Annotated in this window: 21 protein-coding genes; 12 read left to right on the top strand and 9 right to left on the bottom strand. The window is 58.3% G+C overall.

Annotation, left to right across the window (positions count from 1 at the left end; translation table 11 throughout):
* Positions 1-5 precede the first annotated feature (5 nt).
* Entirely contained in the window at positions 6-2,081 is a 2,076-nt protein-coding gene (gene malQ / locus PGR23_RS11680) for a 4-alpha-glucanotransferase (RefSeq protein ID WP_396279340.1), read from the top strand.
* A gap of 446 nt (positions 2,082-2,527) precedes the next feature.
* On the opposite strand, the gene gntT is transcribed toward malQ, so the two are convergent.
* From gntT to gntX, 3 genes are all read right to left on the bottom strand, one after another.
* Positions 2,528-3,844, bottom strand: coding sequence for a gluconate transporter (gene gntT / locus PGR23_RS11675; protein ID WP_015369355.1), 1,317 nt, complete (start codon positions 3,842-3,844; stop codon positions 2,528-2,530).
* A gap of 343 nt (positions 3,845-4,187) precedes the next feature.
* Positions 4,188-4,763 carry a Fe-S biogenesis protein NfuA gene (gene nfuA / locus PGR23_RS11670; protein WP_015369356.1) on the bottom strand — a complete coding sequence of 192 codons (576 nt, stop codon included), beginning with the start codon at positions 4,761-4,763 and terminating at the stop codon, positions 4,188-4,190.
* A 58-nt stretch (positions 4,764-4,821) separates the two neighbouring features.
* A complete protein-coding gene (gene gntX, locus PGR23_RS11665; protein WP_047078877.1) occupies positions 4,822-5,496 on the bottom strand; it encodes a DNA utilization protein GntX in 675 nt (224 codons plus the stop codon).
* 37 nt (positions 5,497-5,533) lie between these two features.
* Between gntX and bioH the strand changes: the two genes are divergently transcribed.
* Complete coding sequence (bioH, locus tag PGR23_RS11660) at positions 5,534-6,316, top strand: pimeloyl-ACP methyl ester esterase BioH (protein WP_047065873.1); 783 nt, start codon at positions 5,534-5,536, stop codon at positions 6,314-6,316.
* Between the two features lie 112 nt (positions 6,317-6,428).
* Positions 6,429-6,698, top strand: coding sequence for a YdgH/BhsA/McbA-like domain containing protein (locus PGR23_RS11655; RefSeq protein WP_015369359.1), 270 nt, complete (start codon positions 6,429-6,431; stop codon positions 6,696-6,698).
* Positions 6,699-6,797: 99 nt separating this feature from the next.
* Here PGR23_RS11655 and feoC read toward each other — a convergent pair whose 3' ends face one another.
* From feoC to PGR23_RS11625, 6 genes are all read right to left on the bottom strand, one after another.
* On the bottom strand, positions 6,798-7,034 hold the full coding sequence (gene feoC / locus PGR23_RS11650) for a [Fe-S]-dependent transcriptional repressor FeoC (RefSeq protein WP_049060791.1): 237 nt from the start codon (positions 7,032-7,034) through the stop codon (positions 6,798-6,800).
* A gap of 12 nt (positions 7,035-7,046) precedes the next feature.
* Positions 7,047-9,365, bottom strand: a complete 2,319-nt coding sequence (feoB, locus tag PGR23_RS11645) for a Fe(2+) transporter permease subunit FeoB (RefSeq protein WP_396279341.1) — start codon at positions 9,363-9,365, stop codon at positions 7,047-7,049.
* Between the two features lie 29 nt (positions 9,366-9,394).
* On the bottom strand, positions 9,395-9,622 hold the full coding sequence (gene feoA, locus PGR23_RS11640) for a ferrous iron transporter A (RefSeq protein WP_015703677.1): 228 nt from the start codon (positions 9,620-9,622) through the stop codon (positions 9,395-9,397).
* 388 nt (positions 9,623-10,010) lie between these two features.
* On the bottom strand, positions 10,011-12,341 hold the full coding sequence (locus tag PGR23_RS11635; protein ID WP_396279342.1) for a Tex family protein: 2,331 nt from the start codon (positions 12,339-12,341) through the stop codon (positions 10,011-10,013).
* A gap of 100 nt (positions 12,342-12,441) precedes the next feature.
* Complete coding sequence (greB, locus tag PGR23_RS11630; RefSeq protein ID WP_015703675.1) at positions 12,442-12,915, bottom strand: transcription elongation factor GreB; 474 nt, start codon at positions 12,913-12,915, stop codon at positions 12,442-12,444.
* Positions 12,916-13,000: 85 nt separating this feature from the next.
* Entirely contained in the window at positions 13,001-13,759 is a 759-nt protein-coding gene (locus PGR23_RS11625) for a FadR/GntR family transcriptional regulator (protein ID WP_047047964.1), read from the bottom strand.
* A gap of 234 nt (positions 13,760-13,993) precedes the next feature.
* Between PGR23_RS11625 and PGR23_RS11620 the strand changes: the two genes are divergently transcribed.
* From PGR23_RS11620 to envZ, 9 genes are all read left to right on the top strand, one after another.
* Positions 13,994-14,734, top strand: a complete 741-nt coding sequence (locus tag PGR23_RS11620; RefSeq protein ID WP_015703673.1) for an SDR family oxidoreductase — start codon at positions 13,994-13,996, stop codon at positions 14,732-14,734.
* A 35-nt stretch (positions 14,735-14,769) separates the two neighbouring features.
* Positions 14,770-15,621 (top strand): fumarylacetoacetate hydrolase family protein, encoded by an 852-nt coding sequence (locus PGR23_RS11615; protein WP_047078881.1) that lies wholly within the window; start codon positions 14,770-14,772, stop codon positions 15,619-15,621.
* On the top strand, positions 15,618-16,913 hold the full coding sequence (locus PGR23_RS11610; RefSeq protein ID WP_049060788.1) for an L-fuconate dehydratase: 1,296 nt from the start codon (positions 15,618-15,620) through the stop codon (positions 16,911-16,913). Before PGR23_RS11615 ends, PGR23_RS11610 begins: the two co-directional genes overlap by 4 nt.
* On the top strand, positions 16,900-17,751 hold the full coding sequence (locus PGR23_RS11605) for an amidohydrolase family protein (RefSeq protein WP_396279343.1): 852 nt from the start codon (positions 16,900-16,902) through the stop codon (positions 17,749-17,751). The genes PGR23_RS11610 and PGR23_RS11605 overlap by 14 nt, the downstream gene beginning before the upstream one ends.
* Positions 17,735-18,511, top strand: coding sequence for an SDR family oxidoreductase (locus PGR23_RS11600; protein ID WP_396279344.1), 777 nt, complete (start codon positions 17,735-17,737; stop codon positions 18,509-18,511). Before PGR23_RS11605 ends, PGR23_RS11600 begins: the two co-directional genes overlap by 17 nt.
* Positions 18,508-18,864 carry an L-rhamnose mutarotase gene (locus PGR23_RS11595; RefSeq protein WP_320482952.1) on the top strand — a complete coding sequence of 119 codons (357 nt, stop codon included), beginning with the start codon at positions 18,508-18,510 and terminating at the stop codon, positions 18,862-18,864. The genes PGR23_RS11600 and PGR23_RS11595 overlap by 4 nt, the downstream gene beginning before the upstream one ends.
* A 31-nt stretch (positions 18,865-18,895) precedes the next feature.
* A complete protein-coding gene (gene fucP / locus PGR23_RS11590) occupies positions 18,896-20,119 on the top strand; it encodes an L-fucose:H+ symporter permease (RefSeq protein ID WP_396279345.1) in 1,224 nt (407 codons plus the stop codon).
* 341 nt (positions 20,120-20,460) lie between these two features.
* Positions 20,461-21,180 (top strand): osmolarity response regulator transcription factor OmpR, encoded by a 720-nt coding sequence (gene ompR / locus PGR23_RS11585; RefSeq protein ID WP_001157751.1) that lies wholly within the window; start codon positions 20,461-20,463, stop codon positions 21,178-21,180.
* Positions 21,177-22,538, top strand: coding sequence for a two-component system sensor histidine kinase EnvZ (gene envZ, locus PGR23_RS11580; RefSeq protein ID WP_015369373.1), 1,362 nt, complete (start codon positions 21,177-21,179; stop codon positions 22,536-22,538). Before ompR ends, envZ begins: the two co-directional genes overlap by 4 nt.
* Positions 22,539-22,715 lie beyond the last annotated feature (177 nt).

Below are 22,715 nucleotides of genomic sequence, written 5' to 3'. Positions count from 1 at the left end.
GGCCTATGGAGAATAAACGCCTTGATAACGCCGCGCTGGCGGCGGGGATCAGCCCCAGCTATATCAACGCGCACGGGCAGCCGCAGTCGATCGCGGCGGCCACCAAACAACGTTTGCTGGATGCTATGCATCGTACGTCTACTGCCGCGAAAGCGGCGGTAGAACCGCTGCCCAGCGTCAAGGTTTTTACCCACGGTAAAAAAATGCAGCTGCCGGTCGCGGGAAGCGGCGCGTTTCACTGGCTGCTGACGACCGAAGATGGTAAGCAGTATCAGGGCGAGACGCGCTGCGGCGAAGCGCTCACCCTGCCTGGGCGATTGCCGACGGGCTATCACACCCTGACCCTCACGCGGGACGGCGAACGCTGGCACTGCCGGGCGATCGTCGCCCCGGCGCGTTGCTACGAACCGCAGGCGCTCAAAGAGGGCAAAAAGCTATGGGGCGCCTGCGTCCAGCTCTACACCCTGCGTTCGGAGAATAACTGGGGCATCGGCGACTTCGGCGATCTACGCGCTATGCTGCCGGAAATCGCCCGTCGCGGCGGCGCGTTTATCGGTCTCAACCCGATTCACGCGCTCTATCCGGCGAACCCGGAGAGCGCCAGCCCGTACAGTCCGTCATCGCGCCGCTGGCTCAACGTTATCTATATCGACGTCAACGCGGTGGAAGATTTCCAGCGTAGCCCTGCCGCGCAGGCATGGTGGCAGCTTGCGGAAACCCAGAAGGCCTTGCAGGCCGCGCGGCAGACCGCTGATGTCGATTATACCGCCGTCACCGCGCTGAAGCTGACCGCGCTGCGTCTGGCGTGGGCTGAGTTTTCTAAGCGTGAAGACGAGCAGATGGCGGAGTTCCGCCAGTTCGTGCTGCGCGAGGGAGAAAGTCTCTACTGGCAGGCGGCGTTTGATGCGCTGCATGCCTGGCAAAGCCAGCAGGATCCAATGCGCTGGGGTTGGCCGGCATGGCCGGAGGCGTATCAAAGTACGAGTAGCCCGCAGGTGAAGACCTTCTGTGCGGAGCATGCCGATGAGGTGAGCTTCTATCTATGGTTGCAATGGCTGGCTTATACGCAGTTCGCCGCCTGCTGGCACACCAGCCAGCAGGACGGGATGCCGATTGGCCTGTATCGCGATCTGGCGGTCGGCGTCGCCGAAGGCGGATCGGAGACGTGGTGCGATCGCGAGCTGTATTGCCTGAAGGCTTCCGTCGGCGCGCCGCCGGACATCCTCGGCCCGCTGGGACAGAACTGGGGCCTGCCGCCGATGGATCCGCACGTCATGGTTGCCCGCGCCTACGAGCCGTTTATCGAACTGCTACGGGCGAATATGCAAAACTGCGGCGCGTTACGTATTGACCACGTGATGTCGGTGCTGCGCTTGTGGTGGATACCGTATGGCGAAACCGCCGACCACGGCGCCTATGTGCAGTATCCCGTGGATGACCTGCTGGCGATCCTGGCGCTGGAGAGCCAGCGGCACCGCTGCATGGTGATCGGCGAAGACCTGGGCACCGTACCGGTCGAAATCGTCGGCAAGCTGCGCAAAAGCGGGGTCTACTCGTACAAAGTGCTCTACTTCGAGAATGGCCCTGATAAAACGTTCCGCGCGCCGAAGGCTTATCCGCAACAGTCGATGGCGGTCGCGACGACCCACGATCTACCGACGCTGCGCGGTTATTGGGAGAGCGGCGATTTGACGCTTGGGAAGACGCTGGGCCTGTATCCGGATGAAGTGGTGCTGCGCGGATTATATGCCGATCGCGAACAAGCGAAGCAGGGGTTGCTGGATGCGCTGCATCGGCACGGCTGTTTGCCGAAGCGCGCCGGACATAAAGCCTCGCTGATGGCGATGACCTCAACGCTCAATCGCGGGATGCAGCGCTATATCGCCGACAGCAACAGCGCCCTGCTTGGGCTGCAGCCGGAAGATTGGCTGGAGATGGCTTCACCGGTCAACATCCCGGGCACCAGTACCGAGTATCCCAACTGGCGGCGTAAGCTTACCGTGACGCTCGAGCAGATGTTTGCCGATGCGCAGGTGAATAAGTTGATTAAAGACCTGGATAAGCGCCGCAAGGCCCGCTAATCCAGAGAGAATTCCCCGGTGGCGCTGCGCTTACCGGGGCTACTGGTAGATACTGTTATCGGTTTGCAACGGTTTTGGTCGGGGAAAACATGTGCTTTGTGTTAATTCCGGGCACATTGCGCTCCCGATATTTCTTCTGCGTTATGTCTCTCATGGCGCAGGGAGCGCACAGGGGGCGGTCAGTCGCCACCACCCCCTGTACCCCCGGCCTTCCGGGAACGTCTCAGCGATTTTGAGGCCGCCAGCACCGGCAGTTTCAGCCAGCATGGTGAATAAATTAAATACAGGCCGCGCGGACCGTAGGTCGGGTAAGCGCAGCGCCACCCGACAAAAACGGCACCGCGGGTAGCACGGATAAGGCGTTAGCCGCCGTCCGGGAAACGAGCAACAAAAAAGGCCGGGGCGTATGATGCGCACCCGGCCTTTTTTATTTCAGGGAGGGAGGGTTACACCACCATCCCCAGCAGCAGACAACCAACCAGGCCGCACACGGAAATGATGGTTTCCAGCACCGACCAGGACTTGATGGTCTCGCCAATGGTCAGGTTAAAATACTCTTTGAACAGCCAGAAACCTGGGTCGTTCACGTGCGAGAAGATGACGCTACCGGAACCCACGGCGATAACCATCAGCTCCGGGCTGACGCCGGTGGTGGCAATCAGCGGCGCGGCGATACCACCCGCGGTGATAGCGGCAACGGTAGCCGAACCCAGCGCAATGCGCAGCACCGCAGCAATAGACCACGCCATAAACAGCGGTGACATATTGGATTCGTGCATGATAGAGGCGATGTACTTATCCATGCCGCTATCCACCAGTACCTGCTTAAAGGCGCCACCGCCGCCGATGATCAACAGCATCATGGCAATGATTTTGATAGAGGAGGTCAGCGTATCGTTGATCTGCTCCATGGAGCGGCCGCGGTTCAGGCCGAAAGTGAACAGCGCGATCAGTACCGCAATCAGGGTCGCCATCACCGGGTCGCCGAAGAACTCGGCAACGGGCAGGAAGGCGTGGCCCTTCGGCAGAACCATCTCGGCGACGGCGCGCATCGCCATCAGGATCACCGGTACCAGAGAGGTCCAGACGCTGACGCCAAAGCCCGGCATCTCTTCTTCGGTGAAGGTTTTCGGGTTGTGCAGGCCTTCCGGGATCGGCTTATCAATACCTTTCAGGAAACGGGCGAAAACCGGACCGGCGAGAATAACCGTCGGGATAGCCAGAATCGTACCGTAGAGCAGCGTTTTGCCCATATCGGCGTGGAAAATTGTCGCGATAGCGGTCGGGCCCGGGTGCGGCGGCAGGAAACCGTGGGTGACGGAGAGCGCCGCGGCCATCGGTACGCCAACGTACAGCAGCGGGATACGCGCGGAGGCGGCGATGGTAAAGACCAGCGGCAGCATCAGCACGAAACCGACTTCATAGAACAGGGCGAAACCGACGGTGAAACCGGTCAGTACAACGGCCCATTGAATATGTTTTTTACCGAATTTATCAATCAGGGTGGTGGCGATACGCTGCGCGCCGCCGCAGTCCGCCAGCATTTTACCGAGCATGGCGCCGAAGCCCATGATCAGCGCGAGGCTGCCGAGCGTGCCCCCGACGCCGTTTTTGATGGATACGATGACTTTATCCAGAGGCATACCCTGCATTAATCCGACGGCGAGCGCCACCAGAACCAGAGCGATGAAGCCGTTCATTTTGAAACGGATCATCAGCAACAATAACAGGGCAACCCCGATAGCTACGATGACTAATGGCATGATTTACCTGGCCTTAACTTGTTATGGGTAACGTTAAAGTCTGAACATCTACAGTATCCGTTCCGCAGAGGAACAAGGATGTCTGGCACCGTAAAGCTGGCTTATACCTGACCCAGAGAAAGGATAGCTGGCTATTTTTTTGTCGGTGGTGCTTGTCGTGGATGATACGGGTAACATGTGAGCTTTGAGAATGCCCTGAACGGGGTAAATTTTAAATATGAGACTTAAGTCATACTCTCTGCCGGGTTTTTGACATGTCGACTAGTCAGAAATGTTGCGCGGTAACATGCTGGAGGGGAAATTCACCCGGCAAATGGTTGTTGCCGGGCGAGAAGGCGAAAGCTTAGTAGTAGGAGTGCTCGCCGCGCTGGTGTTCGGTCAGGTCGCGCACGCCTTTCAGCTCCGGGAATTCGTTCAGCAGTTGCTTTTCGATCCCTTCTTTCAGGGTCACGTCGACCATTGAGCAGCCGTTGCAACCGCCGCCGAACTGCAGGATAGCCAGCCCGTCTTCGGTGATTTCCATCAGCGAAACGCGGCCGCCGTGGCCTGCCAGCTGTGGGTTGATCTGCGACTGCAGCAGATACTCGACGCGCTCCATCAGCGGGGCATCGTCGGAAACCTTACGCATTTTGGCGTTCGGCGCTTTCAGCGTCAGCTGGGAACCGAGCTGGTCAGTGACGAAGTCGATTTCAGCATCTTCCAGATAAGGGGCGCTGAGTTCATCAACATACGCGGTCAGCTGTTCAAATTTCAGCGCCGTGTCGGTGTCTTCCACCGCATCCGGTGGGCAGTAGGATACGCCGCACTCAGCGTTTGGGGTGCCGGGATTAATCACAAATACGCGAATTTGCGTCCCTTCTTCCTGATTTGCCAGCAGTTTGGCAAAGTGCGCTTGTGCAGCATCGGAAATACGGATCATAGCGTTGGCCTAATAGTTGACTATTTTACTGGGTTATAATACGCCCATCAGCGGGGGTCTACAAGGTACGGCACACACACCATACCTGAACCGTCGCGGCGCCGTTTCGCAAAAGCAGGCGGGAAATCTCGGCGACGGTGCTTCCGGTTGTGACGACATCATCCACAATGGCGATATGGTGGCCCCGAACGGATAATTCAACCTGGAAAGCATTTTTCAGGTTCTGCTTACGTAATCTGGCGTTCAGCTGGTGCTGCGTTGCGGTACGCCGGGTTCGCGTCAGCGCATCACTGCGCCAGGCGCAGCCCATCCACCGCGCCAGCGGGCGGCATAGCGCCTCGCTTTGGTTAAATCCCCGACGCCAGTGGCGGCGCTGCCAGAGAGGCACGCTGATAATCCGGTCCACCGGCGGCAGCGCGCGGTAAAGGCGCAGGCGTAAAAGAAGCAGTCGCGCCAGCGCGGGTCCCAACTCCGGATGAGGGGCAAACTTGAACTGATGTACCAGTCCGCTTAGCGGCGGGGCATAGCTATTCACCGTCACCAGCCGCTGCCAGGGCGGCGGTTTTTGCAGGCAGCGTCCACAGGGGACGTTAGAGGCCGATGCCGGTAGGCCGCACTGCGGGCAGAGTGATTGTGAGATGAGCAACGAGGCGGTGCAGCGCGAGCAAATCCCCCAGTGAGCGATAGCCAGCGGCATTTGGCATAGCCAGCATAAGCTGTGTGCTGTTAGCATAATTCCCCTCATAGTGATGGAAAGAGAACAGTAACTGATGAATGACATCTGGTGGCAAACCACGGGCGAAGGAAATTGTCATCTTGTGCTGCTGCACGGATGGGGGCTGAATGCCAACGTGTGGGATTGCATCACGCCGGAACTGGCTACGCATTTTACCCTGCACCTGGTGGATCTGCCGGGCTATGGCCGCAGCGGTGGTTTTGGCGCCTTAACGCTTGAAGAGATGGCGCAGCAGGTCGTTGAAAAAGCGCCGGAGCAGGCTATCTGGCTTGGCTGGAGCCTGGGCGGGCTGGTAGCGAGCCTGGTGGCGCTGCAGCACCCGCAACGCGTGCAGGCGCTGGTGACCGTCGCTTCTTCGCCGTGTTTTGGCGCGCGCGACCAGTGGCCCGGGATTAAACCGGAAGTGCTGAGCGGCTTCCAGCAACAGCTGAGTGAAGATTTCCAGCGTACCGTCGAGCGTTTTCTCGCCCTGCAAACCATGGGTACCGAAAGCGCGCGCCAGGACGCCCGGGCGCTGAAAAGCACCGTTCTGTCGCTGCCGATGCCGCCTGCCGAGGTTCTCAACGGCGGGTTGGAGATTCTCAAAACCGCCGATTTGCGTCAACCGCTCGCCGCGCTGACCATGCCGTTTTTGCGCCTCTATGGTCGCCTGGATGGGCTGGTGCCGCGTAAAATCGTTCCTCTGTTGGATGAGCTGTGGCCGCAAAGTGAGTCTATCGTCTTCGAAAAGGCGGCCCACGCGCCGTTTATTTCGCATCCGCAGGCATTTTGCGAACCGCTGATCGCGCTGAAAGAGCGGCTGAATAATTATTTTTAGCGCCGCGTGGTAAATCATCAGGATCGGGCAATACTTAGGTTGTTGCGGTGGTTGATTATTTCGTTTTTGCCGCCGCAAACTAACAATAACAACCTTATGGAGAGTAAAGGCTATGAAACTTGTTACAGGTATTGTTGCATCTCTGGTGATAGGCTCCCTCTCTTTTGGCGCGTTCGCGGCGAAAGAGATCCAGAAAGATGAAGTCGCGAAGATGAATCTGACCAAGGTCGGCAGTATCACGACTTCCCGTACCACGTCGCCGATGGACGCGAAGCGCGATCTGTCGAAGAAGGCGGATGAGTTGGGCGGTAAGTACTTCGTGGTGATTGCTGGCGAGAAGAACGAGAAGACGGTTCACGCGAACGCCGACGTGTATAAGTAAGCCTGATTTTCCCTGCCAGCGCTGTGCCTGGCAGGGCTAGCAAATCGCACCGCAGATAGCCCGGACAAGGCGCTACGCGCCGCCATCCGGGATGTCCATTCAGCGCAAAGACCACCATTCCCGCAGGCAGGTTTTACCCTCCGGGCAGCTTTTACAGCTGCCGGAAAGGCAGCCATCGGCATCTTCGGTCATCTTGACCGCTTTCCCCATCGCTTCCAGGCGGCTTAACATGGCGTCGATCAGCGGCCGCGGCGTATGCAGGCGGGCGCTCAGCTGTGCGGCCTCCATGCGCCCCTGCAGGGCCAGCATATCGCGTACTTCGATTAACGATGCCATGATGATTGCTCCTTAATGGCAGTCGCCGGCCGGACTCTGGCAGCAGGACGTCGGGGTTTTACGCGTCGCCAGCAGGGAAACATCCACCCGGCTCCGCGTCCGACGCAGCAGGCCAAAGACCACGACGTTAAACAGAATTACCGCCAGAATGCATACCAGACTGTAGCGCGGGTGTTGGCTAAAGCTCACGGTCTGGTAGTACAGCGTCGACAGCGAGTAGGCGATATTCAACCCCCACAACACCGAGAACATCATCCAACCGCGGCTGGACTCACGGGCAATTGCTCCCATTACGGAAATGCATGGAATATAGAGCAGGACGAAGATCAGGTAGCTGTACGCGGCGGCGGCGCTGCCGAATTTACTGCCCATCACCCCCATGGCGCCGGTTTCCATTTCGCCATCGCCTTTGCTTGCTTCAATCGGGTTCGCCAGCACGCTCAGGCTAAAGGTGTCTTTCAGCCCCTGCCAGGTTTCATCGACGGCGGCTAACAGCTCATCGCCAAGGCTAAACTCCTGTGGGTTAAACTCTTCATTCTGGATATCTTCCGCGGTGTAGAGGGTGTTCAACGTACCGACCACCACTTCTTTCGCCATCGCGCCGGTAAACAGGCCGACGGTTGCCTGCCAGTTATCTTCGTGCACGCCAATCGGCTTAAACACCGGGGTAATCACCCGACTAACCGAAGCCAGCGCCGAGTCGTTGATGTTATCGACCACTTTGCCGCTGAGCGAGAAGCTGTTCAGCGCGCTGAGGAAAATACTGACAATCACAATGACCTTACCGGCGCGCAGGACGAAGCCTTTCAGTCGCTGCCAGGTCTGGATAACCAGGCTCTTGATGTGCGGTACGTGATACACCGGCAGCTCCATCACGAACGGCGAGGCTTCGCCGCGCATAATGGTGTATTTGAGCATCAGGCCGGTGAGGATCGCCATCACGATGCCCAGTACGTACAGTGAGAAGACCGCCAGCGCGCCGTTCTGCCCGAAGAAGGCAGCGGCGAAGACCGCGAAAATCGCCAGTCGGGCGCCGCAGGACATAAATGGCGCCATCATGATAGTCATCAGCCGTTCACGCGGCGCATCCAGCGTACGGGCGCCCATAACGGAAGGCACGTTACAGCCGAAACCAACGATCAGCGGCACGAAGGATTTCCCCGGCAAACCTAACGCCTGCATCAGGCGGTCCATTACGAAGGCCGCGCGTGCCATATACCCGGAGTCCTCAAGGAAAGAGAGGAACAGGTACATCATGCCGATTTGCGGCACCAGCGGCAGCACGGTATTGATACCGCCGCCCAGCCCTTGCGCGAGGAACACGGTCAGCCAGTCCGGGAAGTGCAGGGTGTAGCCCAGCCACTGGATGCCGTGGATGAAGATAGCCACCGAACCGGCGTCGAAAATCGGCTGCAGGGCGCCGCCGATGTTGATAGCCAGCAGGAACATCAGGTACATCACAAACAGGAATATTGGTAAACCGAGGAAGCGGTTAAGGATAATTTTATCCATTGCCGTGGTGAAGCGGCTCGGCTCGGCGGTCAGGGTGTTACTGACGGCATCGCATACCGCGGCGATGCTTTGATAGCGGGCATCGGCGATATACAGCGCCGGATCGTCCATCTCGCCGCTCAGGTTGGCCAGCGCCAGATCCAGTTTGTCGGCGGCGTTGCCGGCAAAGGCGCGGCTGTAAATATCGCCTTCCAGCATCTGCAGCCCAAGCCAGCGGCGCTGACGCAGCGGCATATCAGCAGGCATCGCCTGCGCCAGCATATCGGCTTCGCGCTGCAGAGATTGTGGATAGTGCACCAGTTCCAGCGGCTGATTGTGTTCATGGCGGTCAAGCGCCATTTTCAGCGCTTCGATACCGCGGCCGCGGGTGGAGACCAGCGGGATCACCGGGCAGCCGAGACGGGCCGCCAGCGCGTCAACGTCGATGCGGATTTGCTGTTTTTCGGCAATATCGAGCATGTTTAGCGCGACGACGCAGGGAATACCCAGCTCCAGCAGCTGCAGGGTCAGATAGAGGTTACGTTCCAGGTTCGAGGCGTCGATGACGTTAATCAGCAGATCGGCATCGCCGCTGAGAATATAGTGACAGGCAATCTGTTCATCGAGCGACGTTTGCGAGGAGATGGTAGTCAGCGAATAGGTTCCCGGTAGGTCGACCAGGGTGACCTGGTGGTCGGTAGTGGCGAAGGCGCCTTCTTTGCGCTCAACGGTGACCCCCGCCCAGTTCCCCACCCGCTGGCGCGCGCCGGTTAGCTGATTGAATAACGTTGTTTTGCCGGAATTAGGATTACCAATTAAACCAACGGTTAATTTTTTCATTTTTCAGACTCTTAGTGCCGGGTCAGGTGTTATTGCGCAACCGCTTCCAGTTCAATTAACGCGAGGTCTTTTTTACGTAATACCAGGCTCACCCGCCGGGTCTCAATATGAATAGGATCGCCCAACGGCGCCACGCGCACGACATGAAACGAAGAGCCGGGCAACATTCCCAGGGAGAGCAGTTTCTGCCGATAAGCCGGGCTAATATCGCGGGAAAAACCGGTGATTTTCCACGCACTATCAGGAGTGAATTGCATAGGGCCTACTTGTTATCGCTAACCGAAAAGAGAATTTCCAGGCGCGGCTATAAAAGCGGCGCTGGGGACTATAGCCAACGAAGAAGAATAAAACTTAACTGATAACGATGATAATGAGAATGGTTTGTATCATCAATACATGACATGGATAATAAATGCGGTTTTCCGGGGAATTTGCTTATTTTTTGATATGACGCAAGAACGTTGCTGTAGCTAAAAATAAGGGAAAAATTAATTTATTCACTTAATGTTTAATAAAGGTTTCATTGGTTAACAGAATGAAACTTTATAAATTTCGAACTTATTGAAAGGTTACTGGAATATATTAATCGAGGTTCAGGCATTAAAAAGCGGAAAATTGCCCCTCGTATTGAGGGGCAGGGAAAGATTAGCGTTTTTTGCCCATCGCGGCGGCCAGCGCATCCATCATCGCGCTGTTGCCGGCTGGCTGAGCATCGCGACCGCGCGGCTTCGCCGCTTTTGCCGCCGGGCGGTTACCCTGCGGGCGATCGTTGCCGCCGCCGCGGCGCGCGTTGCTGTCGCCCGGCTGTTCATCGAGTCGCATCGTTAACGCGATGCGTTTACGCGGCAGGTCGACTTCCATCACCTTCACTTTGACGATATCGCCCGCTTTGACCACCGTATGCGGGTCTTCAACGAACTTATTCGACAGCGAAGAGATATGGACCAGGCCATCCTGGTGCACGCCGATATCGACGAAGGCGCCAAAGTTGGTGACGTTGGTGACCGCGCCTTCCAGAATCATCCCCGGCAGCAGGTCGTTCATCGTCTCAACGCCGTCGGCGAACTGGGCGGTTTTAAACTCAGGGCGCGGATCGCGGCCCGGTTTTTCCAGCTCTTTGATGATATCGGATACCGTCGGCACGCCGAACTTATCATCGGTAAAATCAGAGGCTTTCAGGTTGCGCAGCTCGCTGCTGTTGCCCATCAGATCTTTCAGCGCCTGCTGGGTAGCGGCCAGAATACGCTCGACCACCGGGTAGGCTTCCGGGTGAACGGTTGAGGCGTCCAGCGGGTTGTCGCCGTGGTTAATACGCAGGAAGCCTGCGCACTGCTCAAAGGCTTTCGGCCCCAGACGGCTAACCTTCAGCAACTGCTGGCGGTTATGGAACTGGCCGTTCTCGTCGCGCCAGGCGACGATATTCTGCGCCATCATGCGGGTCAGGCCGGCGACGCGGGTCAACAGCGCCACCGAGGCGGTGTTAAGGTCAACGCCGACGGCGTTAACGCAGTCTTCCACCACCGCATCCAGCTTACGCGCCAGCTGCGTCTGGCTAACGTCATGCTGATACTGGCCGACGCCGATTGATTTCGGATCGATTTTCACCAGCTCGGCCAGCGGATCCTGCAGACGGCGGGCGATAGAGACCGCGCCGCGTAGGGAAACGTCGAGGTCCGGGAACTCCTGCGCCGCCAGTTCGGAAGCCGAGTAGACCGACGCGCCGGCTTCGCTGACGATTACCTTCTGGGCGGTCACTTTCGGGAACTGTTTTTGCACGTCGAGGAAGAAACGCTCGGTCTCGCGGGAAGCGGTACCGTTGCCGATAGCCACCAGCTCAACGTTATGTTTCTCGCACAGCGCCGCCACCACGACGGCGGCTTTAGCCGCCTGGCCGGTGTGCGGGTAGATGGTGTCGGTGGCCACCAGTTTGCCGGTGCCGTCGACTACCGCCACTTTGACGCCGGTACGCAGGCCCGGATCGAGGCCCATGGTGGCGCGCAGGCCGGCAGGCGCGGCCATCAGCAGGTCATGGAGGTTACGGGCGAATACGTTAATCGCTTCGTCTTCCGCGCGTTCGCGCACGGTGCCCATTAATTCGGTTTCGAGGTGCATCAGCATCTTGATACGCCAGGTCCAGCTGACGACGCCTTTGCGCCAGCTGTCCGCCGGGGCGTTGTTCAGGCGCAGGCCGAGATGATCGATAATGATCTGCTCGCAGTGGCTCTCTTTCGGCGGCTCGTCAAACTGCGGGTCGGCGTTGAGCGACAGCTGCAGCACGCCCTCATTGCGCCCGCGGAACATCGCCAGCGCGCGGTGCGACGGCACGGAAGCGATCGGTTCATGGTGGTCGAAGTAATCGCGGAATTTAGCGCCTTCTTCTTCCTTGCCGCTGACGACGCTGGCCACCAGATGGGCGTTTTTCCACAGATAATCACGTACTTTCGCCAGCAGGGCGGCGTCTTCCGCGAAGCGTTCCATCAGAATATAGCGTGCGCCGTCGAGAGCGGCTTTGCTATCCGCCACGCCTTTATCGGCATCGATATAGTTTGCCGCTTCGGTTTCCGGATCGTGGGAAGGCTCATTCCACAGCAGATCGGCCAGCGGTTCGAGACCGGCTTCAATGGCGATTTGCCCGCGGGTGCGGCGTTTGGGTTTGTACGGCAGGTAGAGATCTTCGAGCTCGGTTTTGCTGAGGGTGGCGTTGATGGCTTTTTCCAGCGCTTCGCTGAGCTTGCCCTGTTCGCCGATCGATTTGAGGATCGCCTGGCGGCGGTCTTCCAGTTCGCGCAGATACCCGAGGCGAGTTTCCAGATTACGCAGCTGCGTGTCATCCAGACCGCCGGTGACTTCCTTACGATAACGTGCAATAAACGGCACGGTGTTCCCTTCATCAAGCAGGCGAACGGCAGCTTCTACCTGTTCGGCTCTGGCCTGAAGTTCACCCGCAATAATGCGGCAGAGCGAATCATTCATCATCGGTTTTATTCATCATTAGGGTCAAAAATCAGGGGATAGTTATACGGGCTGCCAGGCTAAAATGCCAGCCGCGACCGGGTTCTCTCGGAATGTTCCGGCGCTATTTCACGTATTCAATTTCATTGACGTACCAGCTGGCTTCGCCCGCCGGGGTGTTAACGATAGCCAGGTCGCCCACCTCTTTCTTCAGTAAAGCGCGCGCCATTGGCGAATCGATAGAGATATAGTCTTTGCGGCCGAAGATTTCATCGTAGCCGACAATGCGAAAGCGCTTGGTATCACCATCGTCGTTCTCGATTTCCACCCACGCGCCGAAGAACACTTTGCCTTCCTGCTGCGGGGAATAATCGACGATTTTGAGATTTTCCAGACACTTGGTGAGATAACGCACCCGGCGGTCAATCTCGCGCAGGCGCTTTTTATTGTACTGATAATCGGCGTTTTCGCTGCGGTCGCCAAGACTCGCCGCCCAGGTCACTTTCTTGGTGACTTCCGGGCGCTCTGTACGCCACAAGTAATCCATCTCTTGCTTCAGTTTTTCATACCCTTCACGGGTGATCAGCGGCGTTTTCATCTGTGGTTCATCCAAAATAATCTCGTCCCGCCGTACCTTAACCAGCCGTTTCGGCAAGGTAAAGCGCCAGGCGCAGAAATCGCGGCTACTGGCTGCGGGTAAAAATGGTAATCACCTGATCAATATGATTTTTCATTGCTTTTTTTGCCGCACGTACGTCGTGGGCCTCAATGGCTTCAAGGATCGCGCGATGCTCCTGTTCCGAGCGATGTGGCATATCGTCCGGGGTGTAATGGCGCTGCAGCATGCGGAACATACTGCCGTAGCGGTGGCCGAGCAGGTGGCCGATGATAAACGCGTACGCCGGGTTGCCGCTGGCCTGAGCGATACGGATATGGAACAGGCGGTCGCCGGGATGGGTGGTTGAACCGGCACGGTTATCGCGACAGTTCTGTTCAAAGGCCTCGCGGATAGCGGCCAGCTCTTCGGCGCTGGCGTGGCGCGCCGCCAGCGCGGCGGTTTCCGGTTCGATTAACAGGCGCGCCTGCAGCAGGGAAAAGGGCGGAAGTTCGGCGTTAAAATCGAGGTCTATGTTGAGTTCGTCGTCGATCTCCGTCCACTGGTCGCGACCGGCCTGCGCCATCACCGGTTCTTTGGTGGCGGCGAGCGGCGTCTGCGATTTGACGATTACCCCGTTGCCGACGCGCACGTCCACCAGGCCAATCACCTCCAGCGCAATCAGCGCTTCGCGTACCGATGCGCGGCTGACGTTCAACTGCTGGGCTAAATCTCGCTCAGACGGGAGACGACTGCCGGGCGGAAATTCGTTGTTCTCAATTAATCGCTTGAGTTGGTCTGCTATCTGTCTGTAAATCCTTGGGTTTTCCAGTCTGGTAATCGGCATGTTTCACCTTTGCTCATGCGATAGACAGTGATAAAGCGCACAAATATTGGCCAGCACACTTGAGTGTTTGTTAGTCGAGTGTAATTAATTGGTTAACCAATGTGCCGTTTGTGGCCGTTTTTGCAACATCTAAGCTTCACGATAGCGGGTTATGCCTGACTTGTCATGCGAAAGGTCAGGCCTTTGACTACCACCAATGGCCTGACCATTAGTCCTTTAGACCAGGGGAGAGAAATGGAACTAACCGGAAAACGCGTTCTGATTACCGCCGCAGGGCAGGGGATTGGCAATAGCTGCGCGCGGCTATTTGCCGCCGCTGGCGCGGAAGTGATTGCCAGCGATATCAACATTGCCGGATTGAGCGATATCCCCGGCGTGCAGCCGCTGCAGCTGGATGTCACTCGCGCCGACGCTATTGCCGCCGCCGCGGAAACGCTGGGCCCGCTGGATGTCTTGTTCAACTGTGCCGGGGTGGTGCATAGCGGCAGCATTCTTGAATGTAGCGAGCGGGAGTGGCAGTTCGCTCTCGATCTGAATGTCACCGCCATGTTCCACACGATTCGGGCCTTTTTGCCGGCGATGATCGCCCGCGGCGGCGGCTCGATTATCAACATGTCATCGGTGGCTTCCAGCGTGAAAGGGGTACCAAACCGCTTCGCCTACAGCGCCAGTAAAGCGGCGGTCATTGGCCTGACCCGCTCGGTGGCGGCGGATTTCGTCACCCAGGGCATTCGTTGTAATGCGATTTGTCCGGGCACCGTCGATTCACCTTCGCTGCGCGGACGTATTGCCGAGCAGGCGCGTGAACAAGGGTTGAGCGAAGAGGCAGTTTATGAGGCGTTTGTCGCCCGCCAGCCTATTGGCCGCATTGGCAAGCCGGAAGAGATCGCCCAGCTGGCGCTGTATCTGGCTTCCGACGCCAGCGCCTACACCACCGGTACGGTACAGATTATTGACGGCGGCTGGAGCAACTAACTGTACGGCGCTTTATTTCACTATCAGGAAAACGCATGAAATTACTTCGTTTTGGCAATCCCGGCAGCGAGCGTCCGGGCGTACTCGATAACGACGGCCGCCTGCGCGACCTGTCGCAATATATTAACGATCTGCGCGGCGACTCGCTGCTGCCGGAGAGTCTGGCGCGTCTGCGCCAGCTGGATCTCTACAGCCTGCCGCTGGTTGAAGGCAATCCGCGTATTGGCGCCTGCGTCGGCGGTATCGGTAAGTTTATCTGCATTGGCCTGAACTATGCCGATCACGCCGCAGAGACCGGCGCCGACATTCCGCAGGAACCGGTGGTATTCAGCAAGTGGACCAGCGCGGTGGTCGGGCCTAACGACAACGTGATTATCCCGCGCGGTTCGCAAAAGACCGACTGGGAAGTCGAATTAGGGGTAGTGATTGGCAAAGGCGGGCGCTATATCGACGAGCGCGACGCCATGCAGCACGTTGCTGGCTACTGCGTGATTAATGACGTCTCCGAGCGCGAGTATCAAATCGAGCGCGGCGGCACCTGGGATAAGGGCAAAGGCTGCGACACTTTCGGGCCGACCGGCCCCTGGCTGGTAACCGCCGATGAAATCCCCGATCCCAACGCGCTTAACCTGTGGCTGGAGGTCGACGGCAAACGCTACCAGGACGGCAACACCCGCACCATGATTTTCAAAGTGCCCTATATCATCAGCTACCTGAGCCGCTTTATGAGCCTGCAGCCGGGCGATGTCATCTCCACCGGTACGCCGCCGGGGGTGGGTATGGGCCAGAAACCGCAGCCGGTTTATCTACGCGCCGGCCAGACTATTCGTTTGGGCATTGAAGGGTTGGGCGAACAGCAGCAGCTGACCGTGGAGGACAAACAATGACGCAAATTACCGCCCTGCGGGTAGAGGATATTCGCTTCCCCACTTCGCAGCAGTTGGACGGCTCCGATGCGATGAATCCCGATCCGGATTACTCCGCCGCCTACGTGATCCTCGAAACCGACAATCCTAAGCTCACCGGTCACGGGCTGACCTTCACCATTGGCCGCGGCAACGAAATTTGCTGCGCGGCGATTCAGGCGCTGGAGCATTTAATCGTCGGCGAGCAACTCGAGGCGATCGCCGCCGATATGGGCGCCTTCTGGCGGCGCTTTACCAGCGATAGCCAGCTGCGCTGGATTGGCCCGGACAAAGGCGCGATTCACCTGGCGACCGGCGCGGTGGTCAATGCGGTGTGGGATCTGTGGGCGAAGGCCGAAGGCAAACCGGTCTGGCGACTGGTCGCCGATATGAGCCCGGCCGAGCTGGTGCGCTGCATCGATTTTCGCTACATCACCGACTGCATTACCCCGGAGGAGGCGCTACGCCTGCTGGAAAGCCGTGAAGAGGGCAAAGCCCAGCGGCTTGAACAACTGCAGACGCATGGTTATCCGTGTTACACCACCTCAGCGGGCTGGTTGGGTTACGGTGATGACAAACTGCGTCGTCTTTGTCAGCAGGCGGTGGACGCCGGTTTCTCGCATATCAAGCTGAAGGTCGGGCGCGACATTGAAGACGATATCCGCCGCGTGCGCATTGCCCGTGAAGTGATTGGCCCCGAGCGGAAACTGATGATTGACGCCAACCAGGTATGGGAAGTGGATGCCGCGATTCCGTGGGTCAAAGCGCTGGCCTTCGCCAACCCGTGGTTTATCGAAGAGCCGACCAGCCCGGATGATATCGAAGGTCACCGCAAGATCCGCGAGAACATCGGCGCGGTGAAGGTCGCCACCGGCGAGATGTGCCAGAACCGGATTATGTTCAAACAGTTCATTATGCGCGGCGCGATTGACGTGGTGCAGATCGATGCCTGCCGGTTAGGCGGCGTCAACGAAGTGCTGGCGGTGATGCTGATGGCGGCGAAGTACAACCTACCGGTTTGCCCGCACGCCGGCGGCGTCGGACTGTGCGAATACGTCCAGCACCTGTCGATGATTGACTACCTGTGCATCGCCGGTACCCATGAAGGGCGGGTGATTGAGTTTGTCGACCATCTGCACGAGCACTTCCTGCACCCTTGCGAAATCCGCGGCGCAGCTTATATGCCACCGCAGGCGCCGGGCTACTCGATTGAAATGCATCAGGCTTCTATCGAGCAGTACCGCTACCGTGGAGAAGCGCATGTTGCGCATTGACGCCCACCACCACTACTGGCGCTATCAGCCACAGGATTACCCGTGGATTGATGACGACATGCCGCAACTGCGCCGGGATTTTTACCCCCCGCAGCTCCAGCCGCTGCTGGCGCAGCACCAGCTCGATGGCGCGGTGGTAGTGCAGGCGCGTCATGATGAAAACGAAACCGCCTGGCTGGTGGCGCAGGTTTCTCAAGCAGCAGGCGTATGCGGCGTGGTGGGCTGGCTGGATATTACCGCCGCGGATCTCGGAGACAAGCTGACGCAGTGGCGCGGCCAGCTGTGCGGGTTGCGCCATCAGGTGCAGGATGAAGCCGACCCGGCAGCGTGGCTTGAGCGCGAGGCGGTCTCGCGAGGAATGCAGCAGTTGCAGCGCCAGGGCTATAGCTGGGATCTGTTGGTTACCCATCGTCATCTCGCGGCGGCGGCACGCTTTGCCGCCCGCCACGATGACCACTGGCTGGTACTCGATCATTTCGGCAAGCCGGATATCGCGCGCGGCGCGGCCCACTGGGCCGAACAGGCGCGGCCGCTGGCCGCATTACCGCATGTGGTGGGCAAACTTTCCGGCCTGGTGACCGAAGCCGGGCGCGGATGCTGGACCGAGCAGCAACTGCTGCCTTTCTTCGACGCCGCGCTGGAGCTGTTTGGCCCGCAGCGGCTGATGTTTGGTTCCGACTGGCCGGTATGCCTGCTGGCGGCGGAGTACCGCCAGGTTTACCAGCTGTGCGAAACGGCGCTGGCTCCGCTGACGGAAACGCAGCGGTCAGCTATTTGGGGCGGCACTGCCTGTCGGGTTTATGGTTTAACGGAGGCGAAGCGTGGATCTATTTCTTAATGACAAAGTGGTTATCGTCACCGGCGGCGGCTCGGGGATCGGCGCGGCGGTAACGCAACTGCTGGCGGAAGAGGGGGCGGTGCCGGTCATCGTCACTAACGCCCTGCCAGAGCAGGGGTTTATGGATAGGTTGAAGCAAATCGCGCCGCAAAGTGAGCTCATTATCGCCGACCTGTGCCAGGAGGCCGAATGCGCCGGGGCGGTAGGTCAGGTGCTGGCGCGATTTGGCCGCATTGATGCGCTGGTGAATAACGCCGGAGTGAACGATGGCGTAGGGCTCGAGGCCGGGCGTGAGGCGTTTCTCGGATCGCTTGAGAAAAACCTGATCCACTACTATCAGATGGCTCACCTGTGCCGCGAAGCGTTAGAGGCGGCGCGGGGCGCTATCGTCAATATCGCCTCGAAAACCGCGCTCAGCGGCCAGGGCGCCACCAGCGGCTATACCGCGGCGAAAGGGGCGGTGCTGGCATTAACCCGTGAATGGGCGGTATCGCTGCGCGAGAGCGGCGTGCGCGTCAACGCGGTGGTGCCGGCGGAAGTGCTGACGCCGCAGTACCAGCGCTGGATAAATACCTTCCCTGACCCGCAGCGGCAGATGGCGGCGATTAACCAACGCATTCCGCTGGGCAAACGCATGACCACGCCGGAAGAGATCGCCAACACCGTGGTGTTTCTTATCTCCTCGCGCGCGTCGCACACTACCGGGCAGTGGCTATCGGTGGACGGCGGATATTTGCATCTCGACAGGGCGCTGTCATGAACGCCATCGTCGCGCGGCGGCGGCTGTGTCAGGCGCTGGATTTAGTCGATTCGGCGGAGAAAATCGCCGAATACCAGCGTCTGCATGAACGTATCTGGCCGGAAGTCGCCGGGCACCTGCGCGCCCATGGCGTGCTGGATATGGAGATTTACCGGCTTGGCACGCGGCTGTTTATGGTGATGGAGGTCGCCGGGGATTTCGATGGCGAACGCTTTGCTCAGCACAGCCTGAACCACCCGGTCATTCAGCGCTGGGAAGCGCTGATGTGGCAATACCAGGTTCCCACCCCCTGGACGCCGGCAGGCGAAAAATGGGTGTCGATGGAGCGCATATTCTCTTTGCAGGATCAATAAAACAACTCTGTACTCTACTGAGGATCTCACCATGCTAGTGAATAAAACGGCGGAGCCGCTGGCGGCCCGCGCCGGGGCGACCCCTAATCTGCGCTGGGCATTTATGCTGGTCACCAGCCTGTTCTTTATGTGGGGGCTCTCTTACGGCCTGCTCGATGTTCTCAATAAACACTTTCAGGAGACCCTGCACGTCACCAAAGCGCAGTCCGGTTTACTGCAGGCGGCCTATTTTGGCGCCTACTTCCTGGTGGCGCTGCCCGCCGGCTATTTTATGGATAAACGCGGTTATAAAGCGGGGATCCTGGTCGGTTTGTGCCTGTATGCGCTTGGCGCGCTGCTGTTTGTGCCGGCGGCGAGCGTGAATAGCTTTGCGCTATTCCTCTTCGCGCTGTTTGTGATTGCCTGTGGATTAGGTTGCCTTGAGACCGCGGCGAACCCTTATGCGACGGTACTTGGCGATAGTAAAGGCGCCGAGCGGCGGTTGAATCTGGCGCAGTCGTTTAACGGACTGGGGCAGTTTATTGGCCCGCTGATCGGCGGCACGCTGTTCTTTTCAGCCACTCAGAGCAATACCGGCGATCAGAGCTCGGTAAAAATCACCTATGTCGCTATCGCCGTGCTGGTGCTGGCCATCGCGCTGCTGTTCCGCCGCACGCCGATGCCGGATATTCGCGAAGATGAGGGCAGTCAGCAAGAAGCGGCACAAGGGCTGTGGCAGCATCGCCACTTTACCGGCGGGGTCATCGCCCAGTTCTTTTACGTTGCCGCGCAGGTCGGTGTGGGGGCGTTCTTTATCAACTATGCGACCGAGCACTGGCATGGCGTGACAAACCAGCACGCTTCCTATCTGCTGTCGATTGCGATGATTAGCTTTATGGTCGGTCGTTTCTTTAGTACCTGGCTGATGGGGCGGGTGCAGGCGGCGACGTTGCTGATGGTTTACTCGCTGGTCAATATCGTGCTCTGCGGTCTGGTGATGATGAGCATTGATGGCGTGTCGGTGGTGGCGCTGATTGCGGTCTTCTTTTTTATGTCGATTATGTTCCCGACCATTTTCGCGCTGGGCGTTAAAAATATGGGCAACCATACCAAACGCGCCAGCTCGTTTATGATTATGGCCATCGTCGGCGGGGCGATTATGCCTTACTTCATGGGGGCGCTGGCCGACCGCTACAGTACCGCGTTGGCCTATGGGTTGCCGCTGCTATGCTTCCTGGTGGTGCTGTGGTACGGCATGAGCCAACGACGCGCGTAAGCGGCAAAATTAGCTAAAAAGGCGGAGGAGACCCTCCGCCTTTTTCTTTTTTGTCGCGCCGGTGGTAAATTTTGCTCAGAATGACGGGTTTACCCTAAATAATTCGAGTTGCAGGAAGGCGGCAAGTGTGTGAATCCCCAGGAGCATAGATAACTATGTGACTGGGGTGAACGCACGCAGCCAACGCACGTGCAACTTGAAGAATGACGGGTATAAACTGCTGTTTAATATGCTTTGTAACAATTTCGACTAGAATATATACCAGATTTGGCTGGTCGTATTAGCGTGGGTTTTTAAGAATACGCACTAACGATTGCAGTGAACCTTTGGGAGTACAAACAATGCAAGAGAATTATAAGATTCTGGTTGTGGATGACGACATGCGCCTGCGCGCGCTGCTGGAACGTTATCTGACCGAGCAGGGCTTCCAGGTTCGTAGCGTGGCGAACGCTGAACAGATGGATCGCCTGCTGACCCGTGAATCCTTCCACCTGATGGTGCTGGATCTGATGCTGCCGGGCGAAGATGGTTTATCTATCTGCCGCCGTCTGCGTAGCCAGAGCAACCCGATGCCGATCATTATGGTGACGGCGAAAGGGGAAGAAGTGGACCGTATCGTGGGGCTGGAAATCGGCGCCGATGACTACATTCCTAAACCGTTTAACCCGCGTGAACTGCTGGCCCGTATCCGCGCCGTGCTGCGCCGCCAGGCGAACGAGCTGCCGGGCGCGCCATCGCAAGAAGAAGCGGTGATCGCTTTTGGCAAATTTAAACTGAACCTTGGCACCCGCGAGATGTTCCGTGAAGATGAGCCGATGCCGCTCACCAGCGGTGAGTTCGCGGTATTAAAAGCGCTGGTTAGCCATCCGCGCGAGCCGCTGTCCCGCGATAAGCTGATGAACCTTGCCCGCGGCCGCGAGTACTCGGCGATGGAGCGTTCCATAGACGTACAAATCTCCCGCCTGCGTCGCATGGTGGAAGAAGATCCGGCGCATCCGCGCTACATCCAGACCGTTTGGGGACTGGGCTACGTCTTCGTGCCGGACGGTTCTAAGGCATGAAGCGCGTGCGTTTTTCGCCGCGAAGCTCATTTGCCCGCACCCTGTTACTGATCGTCACCCTGCTGTTCGTCAGCCTGGTGACGACCTATCTGGTGGTGCTGAATTTCGCGATCCTGCCGAGCCTGCAGCAGTTTAATAAGGTGCTGGCATACGAAGTCCGTATGCTGATGACCGATAAACTGCAGCTGGAAGACGGCACCCAACTGGTGGTTCCGCCGGCGTTTCGCCGCGAAATTTACCGCGAGCTGGGGATTTCGCTCTATTCCAATGAGGCGGCGGAAGACGCAGGGCTGCGCTGGGCGCAGCATTATGAATTCTTAAGCCAGCAGATGGCGCACCAGCTTGGCGGGCCGACCGAAGTGCGGGTTGAGGTCAACAAAAGCTCGCCGGTGGTGTGGCTGAAGACCTGGCTGTCGCCGAATATCTGGGTGCGGGTGCCGCTGACTGAAATCCATCAGGGCGATTTCTCGCCGCTATTCCGTTATACGCTGGCGATAATGCTGCTGGCCATTGGCGGCGCGTGGCTATTTATCCGTATCCAGAACCGGCCGCTGGTCGACCTGGAGCACGCCGCGCTGCAGGTCGGACGTGGGATTATTCCGCCGCCGCTGCGCGAATACGGCGCGTCGGAAGTGCGTTCGGTGACCCGCGCCTTCAACCATATGGCCGCCGGGGTCAAACAGCTGGCGGATGACCGTACGCTGCTGATGGCCGGGGTCAGCCACGATTTGCGCACGCCGTTGACGCGGATCCGGCTGGCGACGGAGATGATGGGCGAACAGGACGGCTATCTTGCCGAGTCGATCAATAAAGATATCGAAGAGTGCAACGCCATCATCGAGCAGTTTATTGATTACCTGCGCACCGGCCAGGAGATGCCGATGGAGCTTGCGGATCTCAATGCCGTGTTAGGCGAAGTGATCGCCGCCGAAAGCGGCTACGAGCGGGAAATCGCCACCGATCTGCAGGCCGGAGAAATTCCGCTGCGCCTGCATCCGCTGTCGATCAAACGCGCGTTAGCCAATATGGTGGTGAACGCCGCTCGTTACGGTAAGGGCTGGATTAAAGTCAGCAGCGGCAGCGAAGCCAGCCGTGCCTGGTTCCAGGTGGAAGATGACGGCCCGGGAATTAAACCGGAACAGCGCGAACATCTGTTCCAGCCGTTTGTGCGTGGCGATAGCGCCCGTAGCACCAGCGGCACCGGGCTGGGGCTGGCGATAGTGCAGCGTATTATCGACAATCATAACGGTCGCCTGGAGATTGGCACCAGCGAACGCGGCGGCCTGCTGATCCGCGCCTGGCTACCAATTCCGGTGCATCGCGCGCTGTCGCCGGCGAAGCCTGCGAAAGAGAGTTGATTAGCGTATAAAAATAAAAAAGCCGGGCATCGCCCGGCTTCAGACTGCTGACAAAGAAGGAAAAAGCGTGGTTTTTCCTTCTTTGTGGTTATCAGCCGAAAATCAATAAATTGATTTTCCTTGTTATTTGTCTCTTGCAATCTGTAAGTCCAATGGTTGCATGAGGTTTGTCATCAA

The organism is Klebsiella sp. 141162 (genome assembly GCF_050600755.1).
Lineage (GTDB): Bacteria > Pseudomonadota > Gammaproteobacteria > Enterobacterales > Enterobacteriaceae > Klebsiella > Klebsiella aerogenes.
Note: the sequence above shows the minus strand (reverse complement) of the source record. Positions and strands in the feature narration are given on the sequence as shown.